The organism is Streptomyces sp. NPDC052043 (assembly GCF_044548235.1).
Lineage (GTDB): Bacteria > Actinomycetota > Actinomycetes > Streptomycetales > Streptomycetaceae > Streptomyces.
Window position 1 is genome coordinate 71,766 of record NZ_JBIUBT010000015.1, and the last position, 17,954, is coordinate 89,719.

At 69.2% G+C, this 17,954-nt stretch carries 18 protein-coding genes; 7 read left to right on the top strand and 11 right to left on the bottom strand.

The window, feature by feature from the left end; genetic code table 11:
* Positions 1-210: 210 nt before the first annotated feature.
* The 6 genes from ACIHCX_RS31155 to ACIHCX_RS31180 form a co-directional block, all read right to left on the bottom strand.
* Positions 211-1,686 (bottom strand): ATP-binding protein, encoded by a 1,476-nt coding sequence (locus tag ACIHCX_RS31155; RefSeq protein WP_400035381.1) that lies wholly within the window; start codon positions 1,684-1,686, stop codon positions 211-213.
* A 2-nt stretch (positions 1,687-1,688) separates the two neighbouring features.
* Positions 1,689-2,549, bottom strand: a complete 861-nt coding sequence (locus ACIHCX_RS31160) for a bifunctional DNA primase/polymerase (RefSeq protein ID WP_400035383.1) — start codon at positions 2,547-2,549, stop codon at positions 1,689-1,691.
* Between the two features lie 95 nt (positions 2,550-2,644).
* Entirely contained in the window at positions 2,645-4,432 is a 1,788-nt protein-coding gene (locus ACIHCX_RS31165; RefSeq protein ID WP_400035385.1) for a MarR family transcriptional regulator, read from the bottom strand.
* 250 nt (positions 4,433-4,682) lie between these two features.
* Positions 4,683-5,048, bottom strand: coding sequence for a DUF6251 family protein (locus ACIHCX_RS31170; RefSeq protein WP_400035387.1), 366 nt, complete (start codon positions 5,046-5,048; stop codon positions 4,683-4,685).
* Complete coding sequence (locus tag ACIHCX_RS31175; RefSeq protein WP_400035389.1) at positions 5,018-5,389, bottom strand: RRQRL motif-containing zinc-binding protein; 372 nt, start codon at positions 5,387-5,389, stop codon at positions 5,018-5,020. The genes ACIHCX_RS31170 and ACIHCX_RS31175 overlap by 31 nt, the downstream gene beginning before the upstream one ends.
* Positions 5,389-5,739 (bottom strand): hypothetical protein, encoded by a 351-nt coding sequence (locus ACIHCX_RS31180; protein ID WP_400035391.1) that lies wholly within the window; start codon positions 5,737-5,739, stop codon positions 5,389-5,391. The genes ACIHCX_RS31175 and ACIHCX_RS31180 overlap by 1 nt, the downstream gene beginning before the upstream one ends.
* A 1,015-nt stretch (positions 5,740-6,754) precedes the next feature.
* Here ACIHCX_RS31180 and ACIHCX_RS31185 point away from each other — a divergent pair.
* The gene (locus tag ACIHCX_RS31185) at positions 6,755-7,039 is read left to right on the top strand and encodes a hypothetical protein (RefSeq protein ID WP_400035393.1); all 285 of its coding nucleotides are present in this window, start codon (positions 6,755-6,757) and stop codon (positions 7,037-7,039) included.
* 277 nt (positions 7,040-7,316) lie between these two features.
* The gene (locus ACIHCX_RS31190; protein ID WP_400035395.1) at positions 7,317-7,694 is read left to right on the top strand and encodes a hypothetical protein; all 378 of its coding nucleotides are present in this window, start codon (positions 7,317-7,319) and stop codon (positions 7,692-7,694) included.
* Positions 7,695-7,799: 105 nt separating this feature from the next.
* On the opposite strand, the gene ACIHCX_RS31195 is transcribed toward ACIHCX_RS31190, so the two are convergent.
* Positions 7,800-7,970 carry a hypothetical protein gene (locus ACIHCX_RS31195; RefSeq protein ID WP_400035397.1) on the bottom strand — a complete coding sequence of 57 codons (171 nt, stop codon included), beginning with the start codon at positions 7,968-7,970 and terminating at the stop codon, positions 7,800-7,802.
* A 1,947-nt stretch (positions 7,971-9,917) separates the two neighbouring features.
* Positions 9,918-10,601, bottom strand: a complete 684-nt coding sequence (locus ACIHCX_RS31200) for a hypothetical protein (RefSeq protein WP_400035399.1) — start codon at positions 10,599-10,601, stop codon at positions 9,918-9,920.
* 584 nt (positions 10,602-11,185) lie between these two features.
* Here ACIHCX_RS31200 and ACIHCX_RS31205 point away from each other — a divergent pair.
* From ACIHCX_RS31205 to ACIHCX_RS31215, 3 genes are all read left to right on the top strand, one after another.
* Complete coding sequence (locus ACIHCX_RS31205) at positions 11,186-11,695, top strand: hypothetical protein (protein WP_400035401.1); 510 nt, start codon at positions 11,186-11,188, stop codon at positions 11,693-11,695.
* A 207-nt stretch (positions 11,696-11,902) separates the two neighbouring features.
* The gene (locus ACIHCX_RS31210) at positions 11,903-13,354 is read left to right on the top strand and encodes a flotillin family protein (protein ID WP_400035403.1); all 1,452 of its coding nucleotides are present in this window, start codon (positions 11,903-11,905) and stop codon (positions 13,352-13,354) included.
* A 185-nt stretch (positions 13,355-13,539) separates the two neighbouring features.
* Positions 13,540-13,806, top strand: coding sequence for a hypothetical protein (locus ACIHCX_RS31215; protein WP_400035405.1), 267 nt, complete (start codon positions 13,540-13,542; stop codon positions 13,804-13,806).
* A gap of 20 nt (positions 13,807-13,826) precedes the next feature.
* Here ACIHCX_RS31215 and ACIHCX_RS31220 read toward each other — a convergent pair whose 3' ends face one another.
* From ACIHCX_RS31220 to phoU, 3 genes are all read right to left on the bottom strand, one after another.
* Positions 13,827-14,327, bottom strand: coding sequence for a lamin tail domain-containing protein (locus ACIHCX_RS31220; RefSeq protein ID WP_400035407.1), 501 nt, complete (start codon positions 14,325-14,327; stop codon positions 13,827-13,829).
* Positions 14,328-14,755: 428 nt separating this feature from the next.
* Positions 14,756-14,911: a hypothetical protein gene (locus ACIHCX_RS31225; RefSeq protein ID WP_199836638.1), complete on the bottom strand. Its 156-nt coding sequence runs from the start codon at positions 14,909-14,911 to the stop codon at positions 14,756-14,758.
* 175 nt (positions 14,912-15,086) lie between these two features.
* Complete coding sequence (phoU, locus tag ACIHCX_RS31230) at positions 15,087-15,776, bottom strand: phosphate signaling complex protein PhoU (RefSeq protein ID WP_400035410.1); 690 nt, start codon at positions 15,774-15,776, stop codon at positions 15,087-15,089.
* A gap of 235 nt (positions 15,777-16,011) precedes the next feature.
* Here phoU and ACIHCX_RS31235 point away from each other — a divergent pair, with 235 nt between their 5' ends.
* Together ACIHCX_RS31235 and ACIHCX_RS31240 are read left to right on the top strand one after the other, a co-directional pair.
* A complete protein-coding gene (locus ACIHCX_RS31235) occupies positions 16,012-17,277 on the top strand; it encodes a sensor histidine kinase (protein WP_400035412.1) in 1,266 nt (421 codons plus the stop codon).
* Positions 17,274-17,954, top strand: a complete 681-nt coding sequence (locus tag ACIHCX_RS31240) for a response regulator transcription factor (protein WP_030342036.1) — start codon at positions 17,274-17,276, stop codon at positions 17,952-17,954. Before ACIHCX_RS31235 ends, ACIHCX_RS31240 begins: the two co-directional genes overlap by 4 nt.

Here is a 17,954-nt window from a genome sequence, read left to right on the forward strand (position 1 = left end):
GTTTTCCGGCCTGCATGACGCAGATGACGCAGCGTCTTCCCTCTTAGGACAAAAGAGGGGGTGTCTGTTGTAGTTCGGTGCGCCTTACAGCGTGAAGAAGGAGCCGCTGCGCGGCACGACCTTGGGGCGGCGTTCCGCCGAACAGCAAGAGGAGCACGCACGGCCGCTGGTGCTCCTCTTGCTTGTCTGGGCGAGCGCGCGGATCGCGGGTCAGAACACCCGCTTCTGCTCGTGTGGGGGTGGGGTGGCCGGGCGGGTCATTTCGAGGTAGCGGCCCTCGCTGGTGCGACCGGAGTCGATGAGGACACCGCGCGCGGCAAGGGTGGGCTGGAGGCGCTTGAGTCGGTCGGAGAGGACTTTGCCCGTGGTCGGCCAGCCCTTGGGCAGGGGGCGCAGTTCGTCGTCGCTGTAGAGGCGACTGAGGCAGTGCAGCCATTCAGTGGAGGTCATCCGCTGCACCGAGCCCGGCTCAATGGTGTCGGCATGCTTGAGGACGGTCTGGGCGAGGAGATCGCCCTCGATCACGTCGTCGTTGAGGTCGTCCAGGCTGGCCCGGTAGGCGGTGAGCGCTCCGAGGCCGGTCGCGGCGTCGAGCTGCGCGCACAGGTGCGCGAAGTCGGCCATCCGCAGGTCGGTGGGGGTCTCCGCTGCGACCGCGCGGACCTTCACCGTGAGGTCCAGGAGGGAGCCGAGGACGACGGGCAGAACCTCCGCGTACTCCGCCCATAGTTCCGCCTCGGTGCGCCGGACGCGGGGCCGCTCCAAACGCAGCGGCAGGAGCCGTTCCGCGAGGTCGGGCCGGATGACTCCCACGTCGATACCGGTCAGGAGCAGGGGCCGGCGGTAGCCGACGCGGAAGACGTCCCCGTCGGTGAACAGGGCGCGCTTGACGTTCTCGGCGCCGGTCACGATGCAGCACATGGCGTCGGACAGGTCCGGGGTCATGTGGGACAGGTTGTCCAGGGCGGTGACCCATCCGGCGGCGACGGCCGCGATCAGGTTCTCCTCGTCCTTCGGGGCGCGGCGCAGGTCGCCGCTCATGCCCTCGATGATCCGTACGAGCATCCGCCCCCCGGTGGACTTGCCCGCGCCCTGCGGACCGGTGAGGAAGGGGGCAGGGACCGGTACGGACGGTCCGAGGCAGCCGATCAGCCAGGCGATGGCCAGGCATTCGGCCTCCGCGGTGGCGAAGTTGCACAGCCTGAGCAGGAGGTCGATGCCCTTGCCGTCAGTGTCCTTGGCCGGCAGGGGCAGTTCCCCGGTGAGCTGGGTGCGCCGCCAGCACACCTCGCGCGGGTCGGGGATGGCGATGTCCCAACCGGTGGGGTGGATACGGACGGACTGCCCGTCATCGCGGCCCAGGTCCAGCCACGTCGCGCCGTCGAATCCGGGCGCGACGCGGATGTGGACGGGCTGCACGTCCTCGGTCAGCGCGAGGGCTTCAATCAGGTCCAGCGCCTCCTTGAGCGCGGTCCCGTTGAACACGCCCAGCCCGTCCCTGAACAGCCCGACCATGAGTTCCTGTCGGTGGCTGCCCGTCGTGCCCTGGGAGCGGATCGGACGGGCCACGGGGTGGCCGTTCTTCTGCGCGTACACGGTCCCGTCGGCGGTGCGGAAGTACCGGAAGCGCTCTTGCGCGTAGTCCGCGATGACCTCGCGGGCAGGAGTCTTTTCGTCCTCGGACATGGCTACAGTCCCAACCTGGTGCGGGCGTTGGTCCACGCGTCGGTGCAGTGCCGGGGGGATTCACCCTTGGCCTGCGCGGCGGTGAACAGCCGCGCGATGTGGCTGTCGGTGAGGCAGCCGCACCGGCCGTGCGTCGACAGCACGGCCAGGAAGGTGCGGTAGACGGTGCTGTGCACGCCGCTGGTGGCCTCGGTGATGCGCTGCTCCGCCATGGCAATGCCACGCTCCAGATAGGCGGGCGTGCGATGGCGGCACTCCTCGCCCCAGGCCGGTGCGGGCACGGTGATGGCCTGCGGTGCGGGCCGGGTCGGGGAGGGCCTGCTCACGGCCAGCGCACGCACAGCATCCGGCAGCGCGGTCATGGTGCCGGTACCGAACCCGAGCCAGCGGGCGTAGGCCATCGTGGACTTGATGTCGACGCCGTCACGGACGCCGTTCACAGACCGCATGGTGCCCCGGTAGATCCAGTGCTCTCCGCGCGTGGTGGCCACGGTCTGGGTAGACGGCAGGGTCCGACTCGCCCAGGCGATGGCGTGCGGGTTGTCGAGGTCCACGACGGTAAGGCCAGCGCCGCCGGGGTGGTAGGCAACCGCTGCCGCGGCGCTCCACGCGCGATCCCATGTCGGCGAGTTGCAGACGCGGGGGTCGGTGGTGGCGGCGGCCCAGCCGTGGCAGGGCGCCGGGCAGGTGCAGGGGCCGGGGGTCTTCATGTTCGGTCGGCCGCCGCACGCGTTGTCGGCGCAGCGGCGGCAGTTGCCGAAGGGCACCTTCCCGGCTCGTAACGGCAGTACTGGCACGCCGGAGGCTGCCAGGGAGAGAGCAGCACGCAGGTGCTCTCCTCGAATGTCGGTCGGTTGCGTCATGCTGGGAGACCTCCACAGGTCTGTTGATGGCAGGTGGACAGGCGGCGGCCCCGGTTCTTGGTCGGATGGGGGCCGCCGCCGTCTTCGCTGGTGGTTCAGGCGGCGGCGGTGTCGTCGCCGCGTGTGGCGGTCAGTCGGCCGTCCAGGGCGCGGACGACCGTGCCGCCGGTGGTGAGGGTCTTCACGGCCTTGGACACGGCGCCCTTGGACAGGCCCGTGAGCGTGACCAGGTCCTTCTGGCGGACCGATCCGTCGGCGGTCTCGATGGCCTTCAGGACGCGGGCGACGGCGCCGTCCGTGGCCGGCGCCTCCTCGGGCGCGGTGTCCTTGACGAGGGTGAGCGTCGGGGCGCCCGCGGCTTCCACCGTGGGAGCGACGGAGCGGGACCAGGGGGTGCGGTCGGGCAGGGCGATGACGACGGCCTTGTCCATGTAGCGGACCTTGACGGGGTCGGGTTTGCGCTTGCCGTCGCGGACCAGCGCCACACCAGGAACGGGGAGTTCGTCGGCGTTCCAGCCCTTGGCCTGAGCGTCCTCACCGAGGACCACGCGGGCCTCGGCGGGGGTACGCACGGCCAGGCAGATGGAGACGCCGATCTGCGGGGCGATCTGCTTGGGGATGTCGTCGCCGATGGTGGGCTTCTGCGTCATCCACCACAGGTCGATGCACGCTGCGCGGCCCATCCGGGCGATGGACTCCAGGCCCGGAAGCGCGGAGCGGTTCACGCTGCGGGTCTTGCCGTCGCTGGTCTCGGTCTCGTACGGGACTTTGTCGGCGGCCGTCATGACCTCGGCGCCCTCGTCGACGACGACCGTGATGCGCGGCCGGTCGGCGGTGGGGGTCCAGGTGTCCTGTCCCTTGGGCAGGATGCTGAGCCGGTCCAGCATCTCCGTCTCCAGTTCGTCGACCACGTCGACGACTTCGTGCGGGGTGGAGGCGACGCGGGCGCGGTGGTCCCACAGGCGGCCTTCCACGCGCTTGAGGTCGATGATGACGAGCGCGTTCGACTCGCCCTCGGACGCGTCGTACAGCAGTGGCCGGGAGGCCACCGACTTGCCCGCGCCGGACCGACCGGCGATCAGCAGCCGTTCCTCGAGCGGCACGGTCACGGACTCGCCGGTGACGGTGTCGACGCCGAGCGAGCGCCGTTCGGGCGTCCACGTCAGGTCGTCGCCGTCGGCAGCGCTGCAGGTGCGCAGGATGAGTTCGGCCCAGCCGCCTTGCTTGCCCGCCTTGATCTGCATGCGCAGGCTCGTACGGGCGCCGAGCAGGGCGCGGATGTGGTCCTCGGCTGCGCGGAGCTTGGTCGCCGTCCACGTGCCGTCGAGGCGGACGGCGCACACGATGCCCGCCTCGGTCAGCTTGGGCCGGCCGGTCAGCGTGCCCGCGAGGCCGCGCTGTTCGGCGTGTTCCTTCCAGTGCTGCGGCTGCAACCGCTTCAGCAGCGCCGACTCTTCAGCGGTGGGCTTCAACCCGGTGGTGTCGCGCTCGCGCACGGCCACCCACACCGTCAGCGCAGTCACGGCGGCGACGACGGCCACGGCCGACCACACCCACACGCGGGCGGAGACGAGCGGCAGCCACACGTATCCGGCGACGCCGAGGACGGCGGCGGTCTTGGTGGCGAACAGCCACATCGGATCGGGCACGCGCCGCTTGGCGGTGCGCAGTTCGCGTTCGGCGCGGTGGCGGATGGGGGTGATGCCCTCGGGGTCGATGGCGCGGGCGGTGGCGAGCGCGCGGCGGGCATCGCGCACGAGCGGCTTGCGTTCGGCGCGCAGGGCACGGCGGCGGTCGGCTTCCTTGCGCCAGTGGTCGGCCGTCCAGCGCGCGGCGGTGGCTGCGTACTGGCGGTGGGTCCGCCAGACTTGAGACTGGCTCACGGGTTCCTCTTCTCTCCGTGGGTCGGACGGTGGCGGGCCCTGACCTGGCCCGCCACCGTCACGTTGAGTAGCTGGTTTCCTGGATTCTTGGTTTCCGAGGGGCCCTCTACTCGTGCGCGCGCGAGGGCGGAAACTTCCGTCACCCTGCGTCGCTACGGGGCTTCTGGCAGCCGATCAGCCTTCCGGGGGTCAAACCCCACCTGGAAGGCCTCTCGGGCGCCCTGTGGGCCGCCTACGGCCTCACGGTGTTTCAGCGGGCCTTCCGACCGGTCCTGCCGGTGTTCTTGGTGCCGGTGGTGACCGAGCGGACCACGGTGACCACGGCCCAGCCGAGCACGAGCGCGATGAAGGCGAGCATCGCGAGGTTTGCGGCGATGGCGGTGAGGGCGCCGACGAGCAGCGGGCCGAAGTAGACGCCGGCCGCGACCGCACCGGCACCGACACCCGAGCCGAGCGCGACGCGCTGCACCGTGCGGTCCGGCGGCGCCTGGTGGATGTGCACCACCTGCGGCCCGGTGGGCTGTTGGACGGGCAGAGAGGCAGGGTCGGCGTAGACGTGGCTGCCGTCCGGGAGCTGCACGACCGTCAACGGACGGTGTGCGGGGAGCTGTTCCATGACGCACCTTCCGGGGCGTTGTCGGGGAAAGCGCAGGTCGAGCACATGCCGAGCGAGGGCGGGATGACGTAGCCGGCGTCGTGGCGGCACTCGGGGCAGGTGCGGCGGGCGGCGTTGGCCTTGGCCAGGGCCTCCCAGCGGGCCGGGGTCATCGGACGCACCGGCTTGGCGCGGTCGATGCGATAGAGGTAGGCGACCAGCAGCCCGCGACGGCGCCGGGGCCGCTCCACCTGCGCCGCCACCCCCTGACCACCCGGACGGAGACCGAGGACGCGGAGTTGGCGGTAGGTCGCGTAGCCGTCCGGAGCGAGCCGCCACCGATAGACGGGCAGCGCGGCCATCACGCGACCTGAACGCCGCGTTCGGCACGCAGGGTGTCGCGCAGGGCGCGGGCGTTCGCCGGCGAGGTGCGGACCTCACGGCGGATGCCCTCAGCGGTCAGCCTGGCGTCCGGCCAATCGGCCGTCGCCTTCCGAGCGTCGGCCAGCAACTCATCCGGGGTGCGCTTCGGGCGCGGGGTCCGGGCCACCTCGGGCACGCGGCCCGTGGCCCGGCGCGGACGGGTCGACTCGGCAGCCACCGCACGCCGCTCGACCGGCGTCACGGTCGGCTGCTCGATCGCCTGGACCGGCTTGGCCGTCACGGTCGACTTGAGGAAGCCGACGGCCACCGGTCGGGGTAGCGGCCTCACGTTCGGCGTGATCGGCGCCGGGGTCGATTCCACGAGGTCAGAACTAGACTGATTCCTCTCGGTATTGGTCGATTCCTCCGCATTCGCGGTCGGGGCTGTAATTCGGAGTCACTCGGCGGAGCTGGCAAAGGTGCAAAATGAGTCCCAGTATTCGGCCATCGAGGATTCCCTAACCAGAGGATTCGTTAATGCGCTCTCTGGTGACACGGAGGCTCTGCTAGCGAACGCTCCAGAGTTGTCACGATCTTCTAGAATTGCAAGAATCGCCCGGCACTGCACACCTGCAGCAATCATGGTTGCATTTGCTTTGATGATTCCCGTTCTGCCTGGAGTTGGTGAGGCGACTGGGGCTTCTGTCCGAGTATTTCTGCTAGCGGCGGCCGCTCTGGCCCTAATTCCTGGATCGGGGGCGGCGAAAGCCACTGTTGAAGGAGCCTTGACGAAGGTTCTGCCCGATCAATCGAAGTCGTAGACGATGGAGCGGGTCAGGTAAGCCCCTCGGTGGACTCCCGGAACCTTCCGCGAACAAGGCAGGCATCGACAGCGTGTGACGTAGGCCTGTGGCGATGTTGAGCGCCTTCAGGACGAAGAGTCATGGCCTCAGTCGTGGTCTCGATCGCTGTTCGTTCCGGGGAGATCCGCTCACGTCCGTCGAAGCCCGGTAGTCCCTCTGACCAGGGGCGCAAGCAGCACGACGAACAGCGGTGGACGCCCCCGGACCAAGATCGGACAACTCGTAATGCGTAAGTCTCGGGTTCGAATCCCGAAAGCGGCTCATCTCAAACCCCAGGTCGGAAACGCCTCCGACCTGGGGTTTTCTCGTTCAGCGGACGCCACGGCGGCGCCGGGAGCGGCTCGCACGCCTCCATTCTGGGCATGGCTCGGGGCACCGAAGCCGAGCAGGAGAGCGCCTTGATCATCCGGACGGCGGTAGCGCAGCGTGAACGGTATGTGTGAATTTATGACGGTACGTAGCGTCGTTCCTGTGGGAACGGGACCGGGAAAAGGAGACATTATGCGCAAGGCGCACAGGCTCGCCGTCGTGATGCTCGCCGCCGCGGGCATGATCGGAGCCTCGGCTTCGATGGCCGCAGCGGACGGCAGCGCCGTCACCAGTAGTAATTTCAAGTTTGCCCCGAGTGGCGTCACCGCCCTCGATCAGTGCGACGACGACGACGATGATGATGAAGATGAGGGTTCTTCCGCGGCTTCGGCTGCGGCTTCGGCTGCGGCTTCGTCCTCGGACGGCAGTTCGGCCGCCGCCGCGGCTGCCGCCGCCTCGGCCGCCAGCGGTTCCTGACCCTGCGCCCAAGGCCCCGGATCTCGGCGGGGCCACTGAATCAAACCTCAGGTCGGAAACACTTCCGACCTGGGGTTTTCTCGTTCAGCGGACGCGACGGCGACGCCGGGAGCGGCTCACACGCCTCCATGCTGGGCACGGCTTGGGGCACCGAAGCCGAGTAGGAGAGCGTCTTGATCATCCGGACGGCGGTAGCGCGATGCGCACGGTGCGTGATGAGTTCATGATGGTATGTAGCGTCGTTCCTGTGGGAACAGGACCGGGAAAAGGAGACGTAATGCGGAAGACGCACAGGCTCGCCGTCGTGATGCTCGCCGCCGCGGGCATGATCGGAGCCTCGGCTTCGATGGCCGCAGCGGACGACGGTGGCCTCACCGTCACCGGTAGTAATTGCAAGTTTGCCCGGGGTGACGTCGTCGTCCTCTATCAGGGCGGCTGCTCGGCCGTCAGCAGCGGTGGCTCCCTCGGTGCCGTGACCGTCTCCGACGGCAGCGAGAAGAACGCGACCCTGAAGGCCGATGGCACCAAGCCTGACGGCACTGAAGCTGACGATTCTTCTGCGGCTTCGGCTGCGGCTTCGGCTGCGGCTTCGTCCTCGGACGGCAGTTCGGCGGCAGCCGCGGCTGCCGCCGCCTCGGCCGCCAGCGGTTCCTGACCCCGGCGTCCAAGGCCCCGGATCTCGGCGGGGCCACTGAGTGGAGGGCGAGGGCGCGCACCCGTCGACGGAAGCGGGCTCGTCTGAGCGGGGAGTCGGCGGCGATCACGGTCGCGCTCCCGGGTCGGCGGTGCGTACCCCGCTGCGCAGGAGGCGGACGTAGCGGCCCAGCACGACGTCCAGTACGTCAGCCGGCCCGGCGCCCCAGCCTTCGACGCCCAGAAGTTCTTCATCGAGCACGGACGCGCTGGCGTCCAGCTGATCTGATCCAGGCACCTGAGAGCGGACGCCTCCGGGACGGCTCCCATGGGCCGAAGAGTAGCCAGCAGAGCTGGCGACACCGCTGGCCGCCGTCCGGCGCGAGACGCTGGGAGAAACCTGGGAGAAGGTCTTCTCCCCGCACCTCCCGTGGGCCATGCGAGACCAACTCATGCCAAGCCCCTGACCTGTGCAGATAGCTTCGTCATCAGGTCTCGATCTCGTCCTAACCTTATTCGGGACGAAGAGGTCGTGGGTTCAAACCCCCGCCACCCCGACAGAGAAACACCAGGTCAGGCCCGGTTTCCAGAGATGGAAACCGGGCCTGATGTGTTCTTGGGGGCGCGGCGAGATCAGCGGCCAGTCTCAGTTGCAGTCTCATTTGCCTCCCGATCCGGCACTGTCCACTGACGTCCGTTGAGGTTCGCGAACCTGCTCTGACCGGCAGTGGAGCCTGTTACACGGACGTCTACAGACGCCCCCGGACCAAGATCGGACAACTCGTAATGCGTCGTTTTCGCAGGAGACCCGAGCAGCGTTGCCTCCGGAGGCCAAGGGCGTCGCGTCCACCATGTGTTCCCCGGACGGCTCGGTAGAGGGTGAAGTGCCTGCACGGGTGGAGGCTGCTCCTCTTCGTAGATGAGGGTCCGGGGCGACACCGCCGGGCCCTCTCTGGGCCCTCCGAGGACGACAAACAACGGTCAACAACGACCAACCATGACCACTCGATCGCAGGTCAGCGGGAGTTTGTGTCCTGCTGACCTGGTCAAAAGAACAGGCCCGCCAGAGCCAGGGCAAGAAGAAGTAAGCCCGGACGATTGAGCCCCCTGCCTGCGGGTCTCCCGTGGGCAGGGGGCTTCTTCGCGGGCCGGGGCCGTCCGTGGGCCGTGGGACTACGGACGCTGGTGGCGCCAGGGGTCGTGATCACTCACGCCAAAGCAGTTCCCGGCCAAAGTCGCTACGCCGCCCGCGTACTAGCCCGCGGGCCATGACCACGCCCGCGCAGCATGACGGTCTTCTGCCTGACCTGGAATGCGACCAGTTCCGTGCGCTTTTGCGTCGGTACTGTGCGCATGAACTCGATGGGCACGCTCGTACTCATCGTGCCAAGCAGTCATCGTGAAGATCAGTGCGATGGCCGCTATGAGCAGTTGGACCGCTCCTGCGAACGGATGCGCCGAGTACAGGAAGACCACGGCGATCACGAGCACGCCCAGTGTGAACCCGCCTAGCCAGAGGACCGGGACCCAGTCCATCGTGGGTGTCCCGGTTTGTTCGTCTGCAGGGCCCCATCCACCACGGAGGACCAACGTCAGCTCCAGCAGAAGGGCGACTGGGATCTCGATGAGCAGCACGATCAGACTTATGCAGCCACCCGCGAACCCGTCGCCTCGCGAGTCTGAAGGCTTCCCAGGCCGGCGATCGGTCCCCGGCAAGCGCGGTACACGCGAACTCGGCTCGAAGGGCATGGCCACATGCTCGTACGTCACACCGTGCGCTGCATCGCGGTTCACCAGGCCGAGACCGAGTCGTGTCTGAGCGAGAGATCTTTGCCGCCCGCCTGGAACTGTCCCTCCCCCGTTGGGACTCGCGATCAGCGGAAGCGTGATCGCACATGCTGAGCAAGCGTGGGTGGCCGACGCCAAAAGGCCCCAGACCGAGGAGGGTTCCTGGTGACCGCGTGGATAAGAGTCCGACTGCTGTCCAGCACAGCCGAGAGCGCCGTCTACACATGGGCCGATGACGAGGAACGCGCAGGCTGGCTGATCTTCACCCCGACAGACAGCAGCTTCCATGTCTGCGACAGCACGGGGAATCCGCCCCTGGGCGCGATGAGTGTAGGGGCGATTCGCTGCCGTTGGGTCGCCGTCTCTGGGCCGTCAGGTGCTGGACGGAGAGGGCCGGGCCGTGTCGAAGACGGCAGCGAAGCCCCTGCGTACAGCTGATGCTCAGGTTGACCTCTGCTTAGATCTTGTGCCCCGCGAGCGAGGCTGTGACCCTTCCTCCCCGTTGAGCCTGCTGAATCCGCTCCGCCTGCAAGCGAGCCAGGGCAAGCATGTCTTGAGGGTCGGCCTTCTGCTCATGGGTGTATGCCATAGTGGCGACGACTGTGCCGACCCGCATCACGACGGAGACGAAAGGCTGGCCGGAGTACTCGTTGAATCCGGTGCGTGCCATGCTTACGTTGCCCACGGTGGGCATGGAGATGGCGCGGTCCTGCTGGCCGGCGTACGACTTACGATGCTTCTCGTATCCCGACCGAGCGCTTTGCGTGTCGTCGTAGGCGTAGAGGTCGATATAGACATTTCCTGTGCTGTCCGCGTTGTCGTATTGCAGCTCAGCATGGCTGGTCAGTCCTGCACACACGTTTGCGCGGCAGGGTGCGCTCTTCGGATAGTCGCGTCCGCGCAGTTCCGTTCTGCCGACTTTCCAGCCGACGGGCATGCTCTGCAGATCCGGGACCGTCTGCTTGAGCCGAGCGTAGCTAAGGGGAGTCGGCAGATCGGGAGTTGGGACGGCCGGCGTACGAGTGCCGCGCTCCGTGCCGCCGGCAACTGTCTCGCTGCCCTGGCATCCGGCCGCCGTCAGCACCACAACGGCTAGCGCCGCCAGTGTCCATCCCCTTGTCACTGACAGTCTGCGTCCCATCCGCGAGCCCCTCCCCCGTGTGTGACTTCGCAGAGGATAACGGTGGGTTGATCACCTGTACGGCTAAGGCGCCGCCTTGGCGCTCTTCGGCACAGACGCGGGCAACCCGTCGGTCTGCACGGCTGTCAGCCCACCAGGGTGTGCAGCCCGACTGCCAGAAGAACTACTCCCGCGATCCCGAATTGGATCCGCATGGTGGTAGGGCTCAGCCAGGGCGTTCCATACCGTGTCCGCCGCGTGGCCACCACGTCCGCCCAATCCCACACCCACACGTCGACACCGCGGTAGCCGCATGCCACCGCCATGAACGCGCTGCCCGCGAGTAGTGCGAGCACTCCACGAAAGATCAACGCCGTTCCCTCGACCCACTCCATGACCAACGCCACTCCGCGGCATTGTCGCAGGGGACGCCGAGGACGGCCTGATCCGCCAACAACTGCGGCGCAGGGCGGATGTCCGGGCGAAGGCGGGAGCAAGGCGGCATCAAGCGTGCATAAAGATTGCCGAGGGCAGGCAATGTATTGTCACCCGGTCGCATGGCACTATGCAGGCGGGGGAGATCGCCGAGTGGAAGCGGGGCCCGAATGAACTGGTTTGTGGGTCTCGGCGTCGCCGGACTGGTCCTGCTGGTGCTCTCGCTGATCTTCGACGGGCTCCTGGAAGGCGTGTTCGGCGGGGTGCTGGACGGGCTGTTCGACGGGCTGCTGTCGCTGCCGGTCATCGCCGGATTCGTGTCCATGCTCGGCTTCGGCGGAGCGATCGCGCTCGGCACCACCGGTCTGGGGGTCACGGGGGCGACGGCGATCGGCGTGGTGGCGGGCGTCGCCACGGGCTGGTTGACGTGGAAACTCAGCCGCGTGCTGATGCGGGAGCAGGGCGCCGCCGCTCCACGAGGCGGCGATCTCGTCGGCAGCTCGGGGTCCGTGGTGACCGCCATTCCGGCCGAGGGGTACGGCGAGGTACTGGTACGTCTTGCCGGGCAGCCGCTGAAGCTGGCCGCGAAGTGTTCGGTGCCCGTGGCGCGGGGTGCCGAGGTCTGGGTGGAGTCGGTACTCTCTGCGACCTCGGTCGCGGTCCGGCCGGTCGAAGACTGACCGTCGGAGCGGCGTGCCACGCCGCGAGGCCCGCACCTCCGCTCCTTCATCTTCCTTCCGCGCCCGTTCTGATTCGTTCCTGATCCACTCCTGATCCGTTCAGATCAGTTCAGATCAGTTCAGTTCGGATCCGATCTGATCCGAACTGATTCGATCTGATTCGTTCCAATTCGCCGTCCCCCGGGGAGGGCTGAGGGGATTCCACATATGAGCCCTGTACTGATTGCCGTGATAGGAGTCGTCGTACTCCTGGTCCTGCTGGCCCTCGTGGTCGTCACCCGTTACAAGGTCGCGGGTCCCAGCGAGGCGTTCATCGTGACCGGCCGGCGCGGCAAGAAGTCCACCGATCCCGAGACCGGCCAGGTCTTCACCGACAACAGCGGCCAGAAGGTCGTGGTCGGCGGCGGTGTCTTCGTCGTGCCCTTCGTCCAGCAGAAGTTCACCCTCGACCTGTCCAGCCGGCACATTCCGGTGGCCGTCCGGGGCGCGGTCACGCTGCGTGGGGTGAAGGCCCACCTCGAGGGCGTCGCCATCGTCAAGGTCGGCGGCACCGAGGACTCGATCCGCGCCGCGGCCCAGCGCTTCCTCCAGCAGCAGGAGGGCATCGTCGGGTTCACCCAGGAGGTGCTGTCCGGCGCGCTGCGCTCCATCGTCGGGCGGATGTCCGTCGAGGACATCATCCGGGACCGGGCCGCCTTCGCCGGACAGGTCGCGGAGGAGGCCGAGGCCAGCCTGTCCGGGCAGGGTCTTGTGCTGGACGCCTTCCAGATCCAGGACATCACCACCGAGGGCTCCTACCTGGAGGACCTCGGCCGGCCCGAGGCCGCCCGCGCCAAGCAGGAGGCCGACATCGCCGAGGCCGTCGCCCGGCGCGCCTCCGAACAGGCCCGCCTCAAGGCGGAGGAGGAGATCGCGGTCGCCCAGCGCACCTACGCCCTGAAGCAGGCCGAGATCAAGGCCGAGACGGACGAGGCCGCCGCCCGCGCCAACGCCGCCGGCCCGCTCGCCGAGGCCGCCCGGCGGCAGGAGGTCCTGCAGGAGCAGGAGAAGGTCGCCGCCCGGCAGGCCGCGCTGACCGACCGCGAACTGGACACCCAGGTCCGCAAGCCCGCCGACGCCGCCCGTTACCGGGCCGAGCAGGAGGCGGAGGCCCACCGCATCGCCCTGGTCAAGGAGGCCGAGGCGGCCGCCGAGCGGGCACGGCTCACCGGTGAGGGCGAGAAGGCCCAGCGTGCGGCGCTCGCCCAGGCCGTTCGTATCGAGGGTGAGGCCGAAGCGGCCGCGATCGCCGCCAAGGGCACGGCGGAGGCCGACGCCATGCACAAGAAGGCCGACGCCTTCGAGCGGTACGGCGACGCGGCGGTGCTCCAGATGCTGGTCGAGGTGCTGCCGCAGGTCGTCGGCAAGGCGTCCGAGCCGCTGTCGGCCGTGGACAAGCTGACCGTCATCTCCACGGACGGCGCGGGCCAAATCCCGCGGACCGTCGCCAACAACGTCGCCCAGGGCATGGAACTCCTCAGCTCCACCACGGGCGTCGACCTCGCCCAGCTCCTCCAGGGCATCGCCGGGCGCGGCACGACGAAGACCCCGGCGCAGGTCGAGTCGTCGACTCCGGCACCGGCCGAGCCCTCTCACGACAAGATCGACATCACCGAGTAGAACCGAACAGGGAACAGAGCGGGTGACACCGCCGACCACGGAGCCCGGACGCCCGAACGGCGCCCGGGCTCCGCTGTCTTCTGGTCCCTCCTACCTGGCCGGCGGTGTCGCAATCGAGCCGTCCGTCACCTCCGGGAGCCCTAGGGTGCTGCGCGAAGCCTGCGACCCTGACGACCGGGAGAACTGTGAGACTCGCACCGATAGCCGCCGTGGCCCTTCTCTCCTCTGCCGCCCTGCTCACGGCGTGTGCTCAGGAGGAGGAGTTGCGTCCCCCCAGGTCGGCGGGGGAGGGCGCCTGGTACTCGAGTAGCAAGGAGGAGCGCCAGGGGTACTGCGCGGCTTACCGTGCGCATGATCCACAGCACCCCGTCCACATCCCCACCTACGCGTCGGAGGAGTCGGAGGACGAGTTCGCCGACGACTTCTACGACGTGCTCAAGGAGAAGTGCTGAGCAGTAGGGCGTACCCGGGGTCAGCGGCGGCCGCTGTGGTGGCCGCGGTCGTTGCGGAGGTTGCTGTTCCAGCTCTTGGTGTCCACCAGGTGGCGGCGCTCGTTGCGCAGGGTGGCGGAGTCACGGCGGTCCCAGATCTGGTTGTGGCGGTCCTGGAACAGGTCGGTGCGGGTGTCGCGGCCCACGCCGGTGTGGACCCGGACCGTGGCGTGGCCGTTGAGCCGGAAGTGGCGGAAGGTGTAGGTGTGGCCGTGCCGGTCGGACAGCGTCCAGCCGCTCAGGTTGACGTTCTGGCGGCTGGTGTTCGTGATCGCCACCCACTCCTGGTTCACGGCGCGGTTGGAGCGGTGGTCGCGGCCCTCGGAGCCGAGGTGCACGTTGCTGATCACCACGTTCTGGCGGTGCGCGCGGGGGGCGTGGCCGGCCGCGGACGCCGGCAGCGCCACCGTGCCGACCAGTGCTCCGGCGGCGGCGACGGTGGCGGCCAGACGACGAGCGGTCACAGAAACGGAAACGGACACGGTCTCTCCCTGCTTGGTGCGAGCACACTCCGCCCGCGGGGACGGGCCGCGCGGGAAGGTGTGCGCTGTGCGGTGGCGGCCGGCCGGCCGCGCCCTCACACCTTGTCCGCCGATTCCGGGACATGCGGGTAATTCCCGACTGGTGTTACAGAGTGCCCATATTTCCGTGACGGTTGGCTGTAGGGCTCATTCAGCCGCCGAACGCGGGCGGTTGACGGGCCGTCGGCGGGGGAGGCCCTTGCGGGCACTGAGCCGCCGCGCGCGTACGCCATGACGCGCCACCCCGGACGCGGCACGGCTGTCACTCCCCCGTGGGTAACAGCCGGTGCAAACGGCGCGGGGCCCCGGTGGAGTACCGGGGCCCCGCGACCACCGCGGCGACGTGCGCCGCGGTGCGGTGGTGGACGAACGTGGTGGGCGGCGGCCCGTCAGCCGCACTGGCAGGGGCCGCCCGACTGGCACCCGCAGCCGCAGCCCGAGCCGCAGCCGCAGGCGCCGAAGAGCGGGAGGCTTTTGATCTCGGCGGGCTGCTCGGTCTCGCGCTCCTGCGTGGGGTCGGGTGTGGTGCTGGGGGATTCGGCCATGGGTCCCTCCTCGAGACTGGTGCCTTCACCCATTCCATGCCCGCTGCCCTGGGCGCATCAACGGCGCACGGTGGCTCGTGCACGCCCGGCGCCTCAGGCGCCCCGGCCGTGCGCCGCCGCCCCCGGCGCCCCGCCTCGGGCTCCCGCTTCGCACCGCCGCCTCCGCCCGCGGTCGTCAGGCGCCCTCCACTCCCGTCACCGGCTGGATGTCCTGCTGGAGTTCGTCCGCGTGCTCGCCGGTGACCAGGTACACCACCCGCTTGGCGACCGCGACCGCGTGGTCGGCGTACCGCTCGTAGTAGCGGCCGAGCAGGGTGACGTCCACGGCCGTCTCGATGCCGTGCTTCCAGCGGTCGTCGATGAGGTGCTGGAACAGGGTGCGGTGCAGCAGGTCCATCTCGTCGTCGTCCTGCTCCAGCTGGAGGGCCAGGTCGACGTCCTTGGTCACGATGACCTCGGCCGACTTCGCCATCAGGCGCTGGGCCAGCTGCCCCATCTCCAGGATGGTGGCGTGCAGGTCCTGCGGGACCGCGCGCTGCGGGAAGCGCAGCCGGGCGAGCTTGGCCACGTGCTGGGCCAGGTCGCCCGAACGCTCCAGGTCGGCGGACATCCGCAGGGACGTGACGACGATCCTGAGGTCCGTGGCCACCGGCTGCTGCCGGGCCAGCAGGGCTATCGCCCGGGCCTCCAGGTCGTGCTGGAGCTCGTCGACCCTCTGGTCGGCCTCGATCACGCTCTCGGCCAGCTTCAGGTCGGCGTCCAGGATGGCGGTCGTGGCGCGCCCGATCGCCGACCCGGCCAGCCGCGCCATCTCCACCAGACCGTCGCCGATCGAGTCAAGTTCCTCGTGGTACGCGTCCCGCATCAGGGTTCCCTCTCGTGCGTCGTCGTTCGGGGGTTCGTAGGGGGTTTTCCGGGGCCGGGACCGCGGAAGAGCCGACGGTGCGAACCCCACGCTCCCACGGTCCGGGGCCCACGCGTCCGTTTCCGTCACCCCAAATGAACCATCACTGGCTCCAAGGTGAACTCTGGGCGACGAGTGTCCGAGGTCGCACCTCGGCGGCTGTGGTCCGGTCCCGTCCCGTGCCTAACCTGGACGCATGGACGTGAACGCGGCGGTCGCCGCAGCGGCAGCGATCGCCGGAGTGCTCACCGGCGTCATCGCCATGCTGGCGTTCCGCTGGAGCGAGCGCGAGCAGAGGCGCCCGACCCGTACTTCCCTGCACACCGACCCGGTCCTGCCGCCGGGTGTGGACACCGTCCTCTCCGTTCTGCGCTCCTCAGCGGTCGTCCTCGACGAGGCCGACGCCGTGGTCAAGGCCAGCTCCGCAGCGTACGCCCTCGGGCTGGTCCGCGGCGGCAAGCTGGCCGTGGAGCCGATGCTCCAGATGGCCCGGGACACCAGGAGGGACGGAGAGATACGGCAGGTCGAGCTGGACCTGCCGCGGCGCGGCACCGGACGCGGGGAGGCCCTCGCCGTCTCCGCGCGCGTCGCGCCGCTGGGCTCCCGGCTGGTCCTGCTCCTGGTGGAGGACCTCACCGAGGCCCGCCGGATCGAGGCCGTACGACGCGACTTCGTCGCCAATGTGAGCCACGAGCTGAAGACGCCGGTCGGCGCGCTGTCCCTGCTGTCCGAGGCCGTCATGGACGCCTCCGACGACCCGGAGGCCGTGGAGCGCTTCGCCGGGCGCATGCAGATCGAGGCGACCCGGCTCACCAACCTGGTGCAGGAGCTCATCGACCTCTCCCGGGTGCAGAACGACGATCCGCTGGAGGACGCCGAGCCCGTCCGGGTGGACGAGCTGGTGGCCGAGGCCGTCGACCGCTGCCGCCATCAGGCCGGCACCAAGCAGATCACCATGGCGGCCGGTGGCACCGCCGACCTGCGGGTGTGGGGCAACCGCGGCCAGCTCGCCGCCGCCCTCGGTAACCTCGTGGAGAACGCCGTCAACTACTCCCCGTCCCGTACCCGCGTCGGCATCGCCGCCCGCCGGGTCGACGTCCCCGGCGGGGACCTCATCGAGATCGCCGTCACCGACCAGGGCATCGGCATCTCGGACAAGGACAAGGAGCGCATCTTCGAGCGCTTCTACCGCGTCGACCCGGCCCGGTCGCGTGCCACGGGTGGCACCGGCCTGGGTCTGGCGATCGTGAAGCACGTGGTTGCCTCGCACGGCGGGGAGATCACCCTGTGGAGCGCTGAGGGACAGGGCTCCACCTTCACCCTGCGGCTGCCGGAGGCGGCCGCGGCCCGAGAGGCCCGCGACCGCGCGCAGCAGCACCCCGCCCTCGACGAGGAGGCCGGGCAGCCAGTTCTCCAACCCACCCCTTACGAACCGCTTCCTGCCCCGGAGGTCCTTCCGTGACCCGAGTGCTCGTCGTCGAGGACGAGGAGTCCTTCTCCGACGCCCTGTCGTACATGCTCCGCAAGGAGGGCTTCGAGGTCGCCGTCGCGGCCACCGGGCCCGACGGACTCGACGAGTTCGAGCGCAACGGCGCCGATCTCGTCCTCCTCGACCTGATGCTGCCGGGCCTACCCGGCACGGAGGTCTGCCGCCAGCTGCGCGGCCGCTCCAACGTCCCCGTGATCATGGTGACCGCCAAGGACAGCGAGATCGACAAGGTCGTCGGCCTGGAGATAGGCGCGGACGACTACGTCACCAAGCCGTTCTCCTCCCGCGAGCTGGTCGCCCGCATCCGCGCGGTGCTGCGCCGGCGCGGCGAGCCGGAGGAGGTCACCCCGGCGGCCCTGGAGGCCGGGCCGGTCCGTATGGACGTCGACCGGCACGTCGTCACCGTCGCCGGCTCCAAGGTCGACCTGCCCCTCAAGGAGTTCGACCTGCTGGAGATGCTGCTGCGCAACGCCGGCCGGGTCCTGACCCGGATGCAGCTCATCGACCGCGTCTGGGGTGCCGACTACGTCGGCGACACCAAGACGCTGGACGTCCACGTCAAGCGGCTGCGCGCGAAGATCGAGCCCGATCCCGGCGCCCCGCGCTATCTGGTGACGGTCCGGGGGCTCGGTTACAAGTTCGAGCCGTAG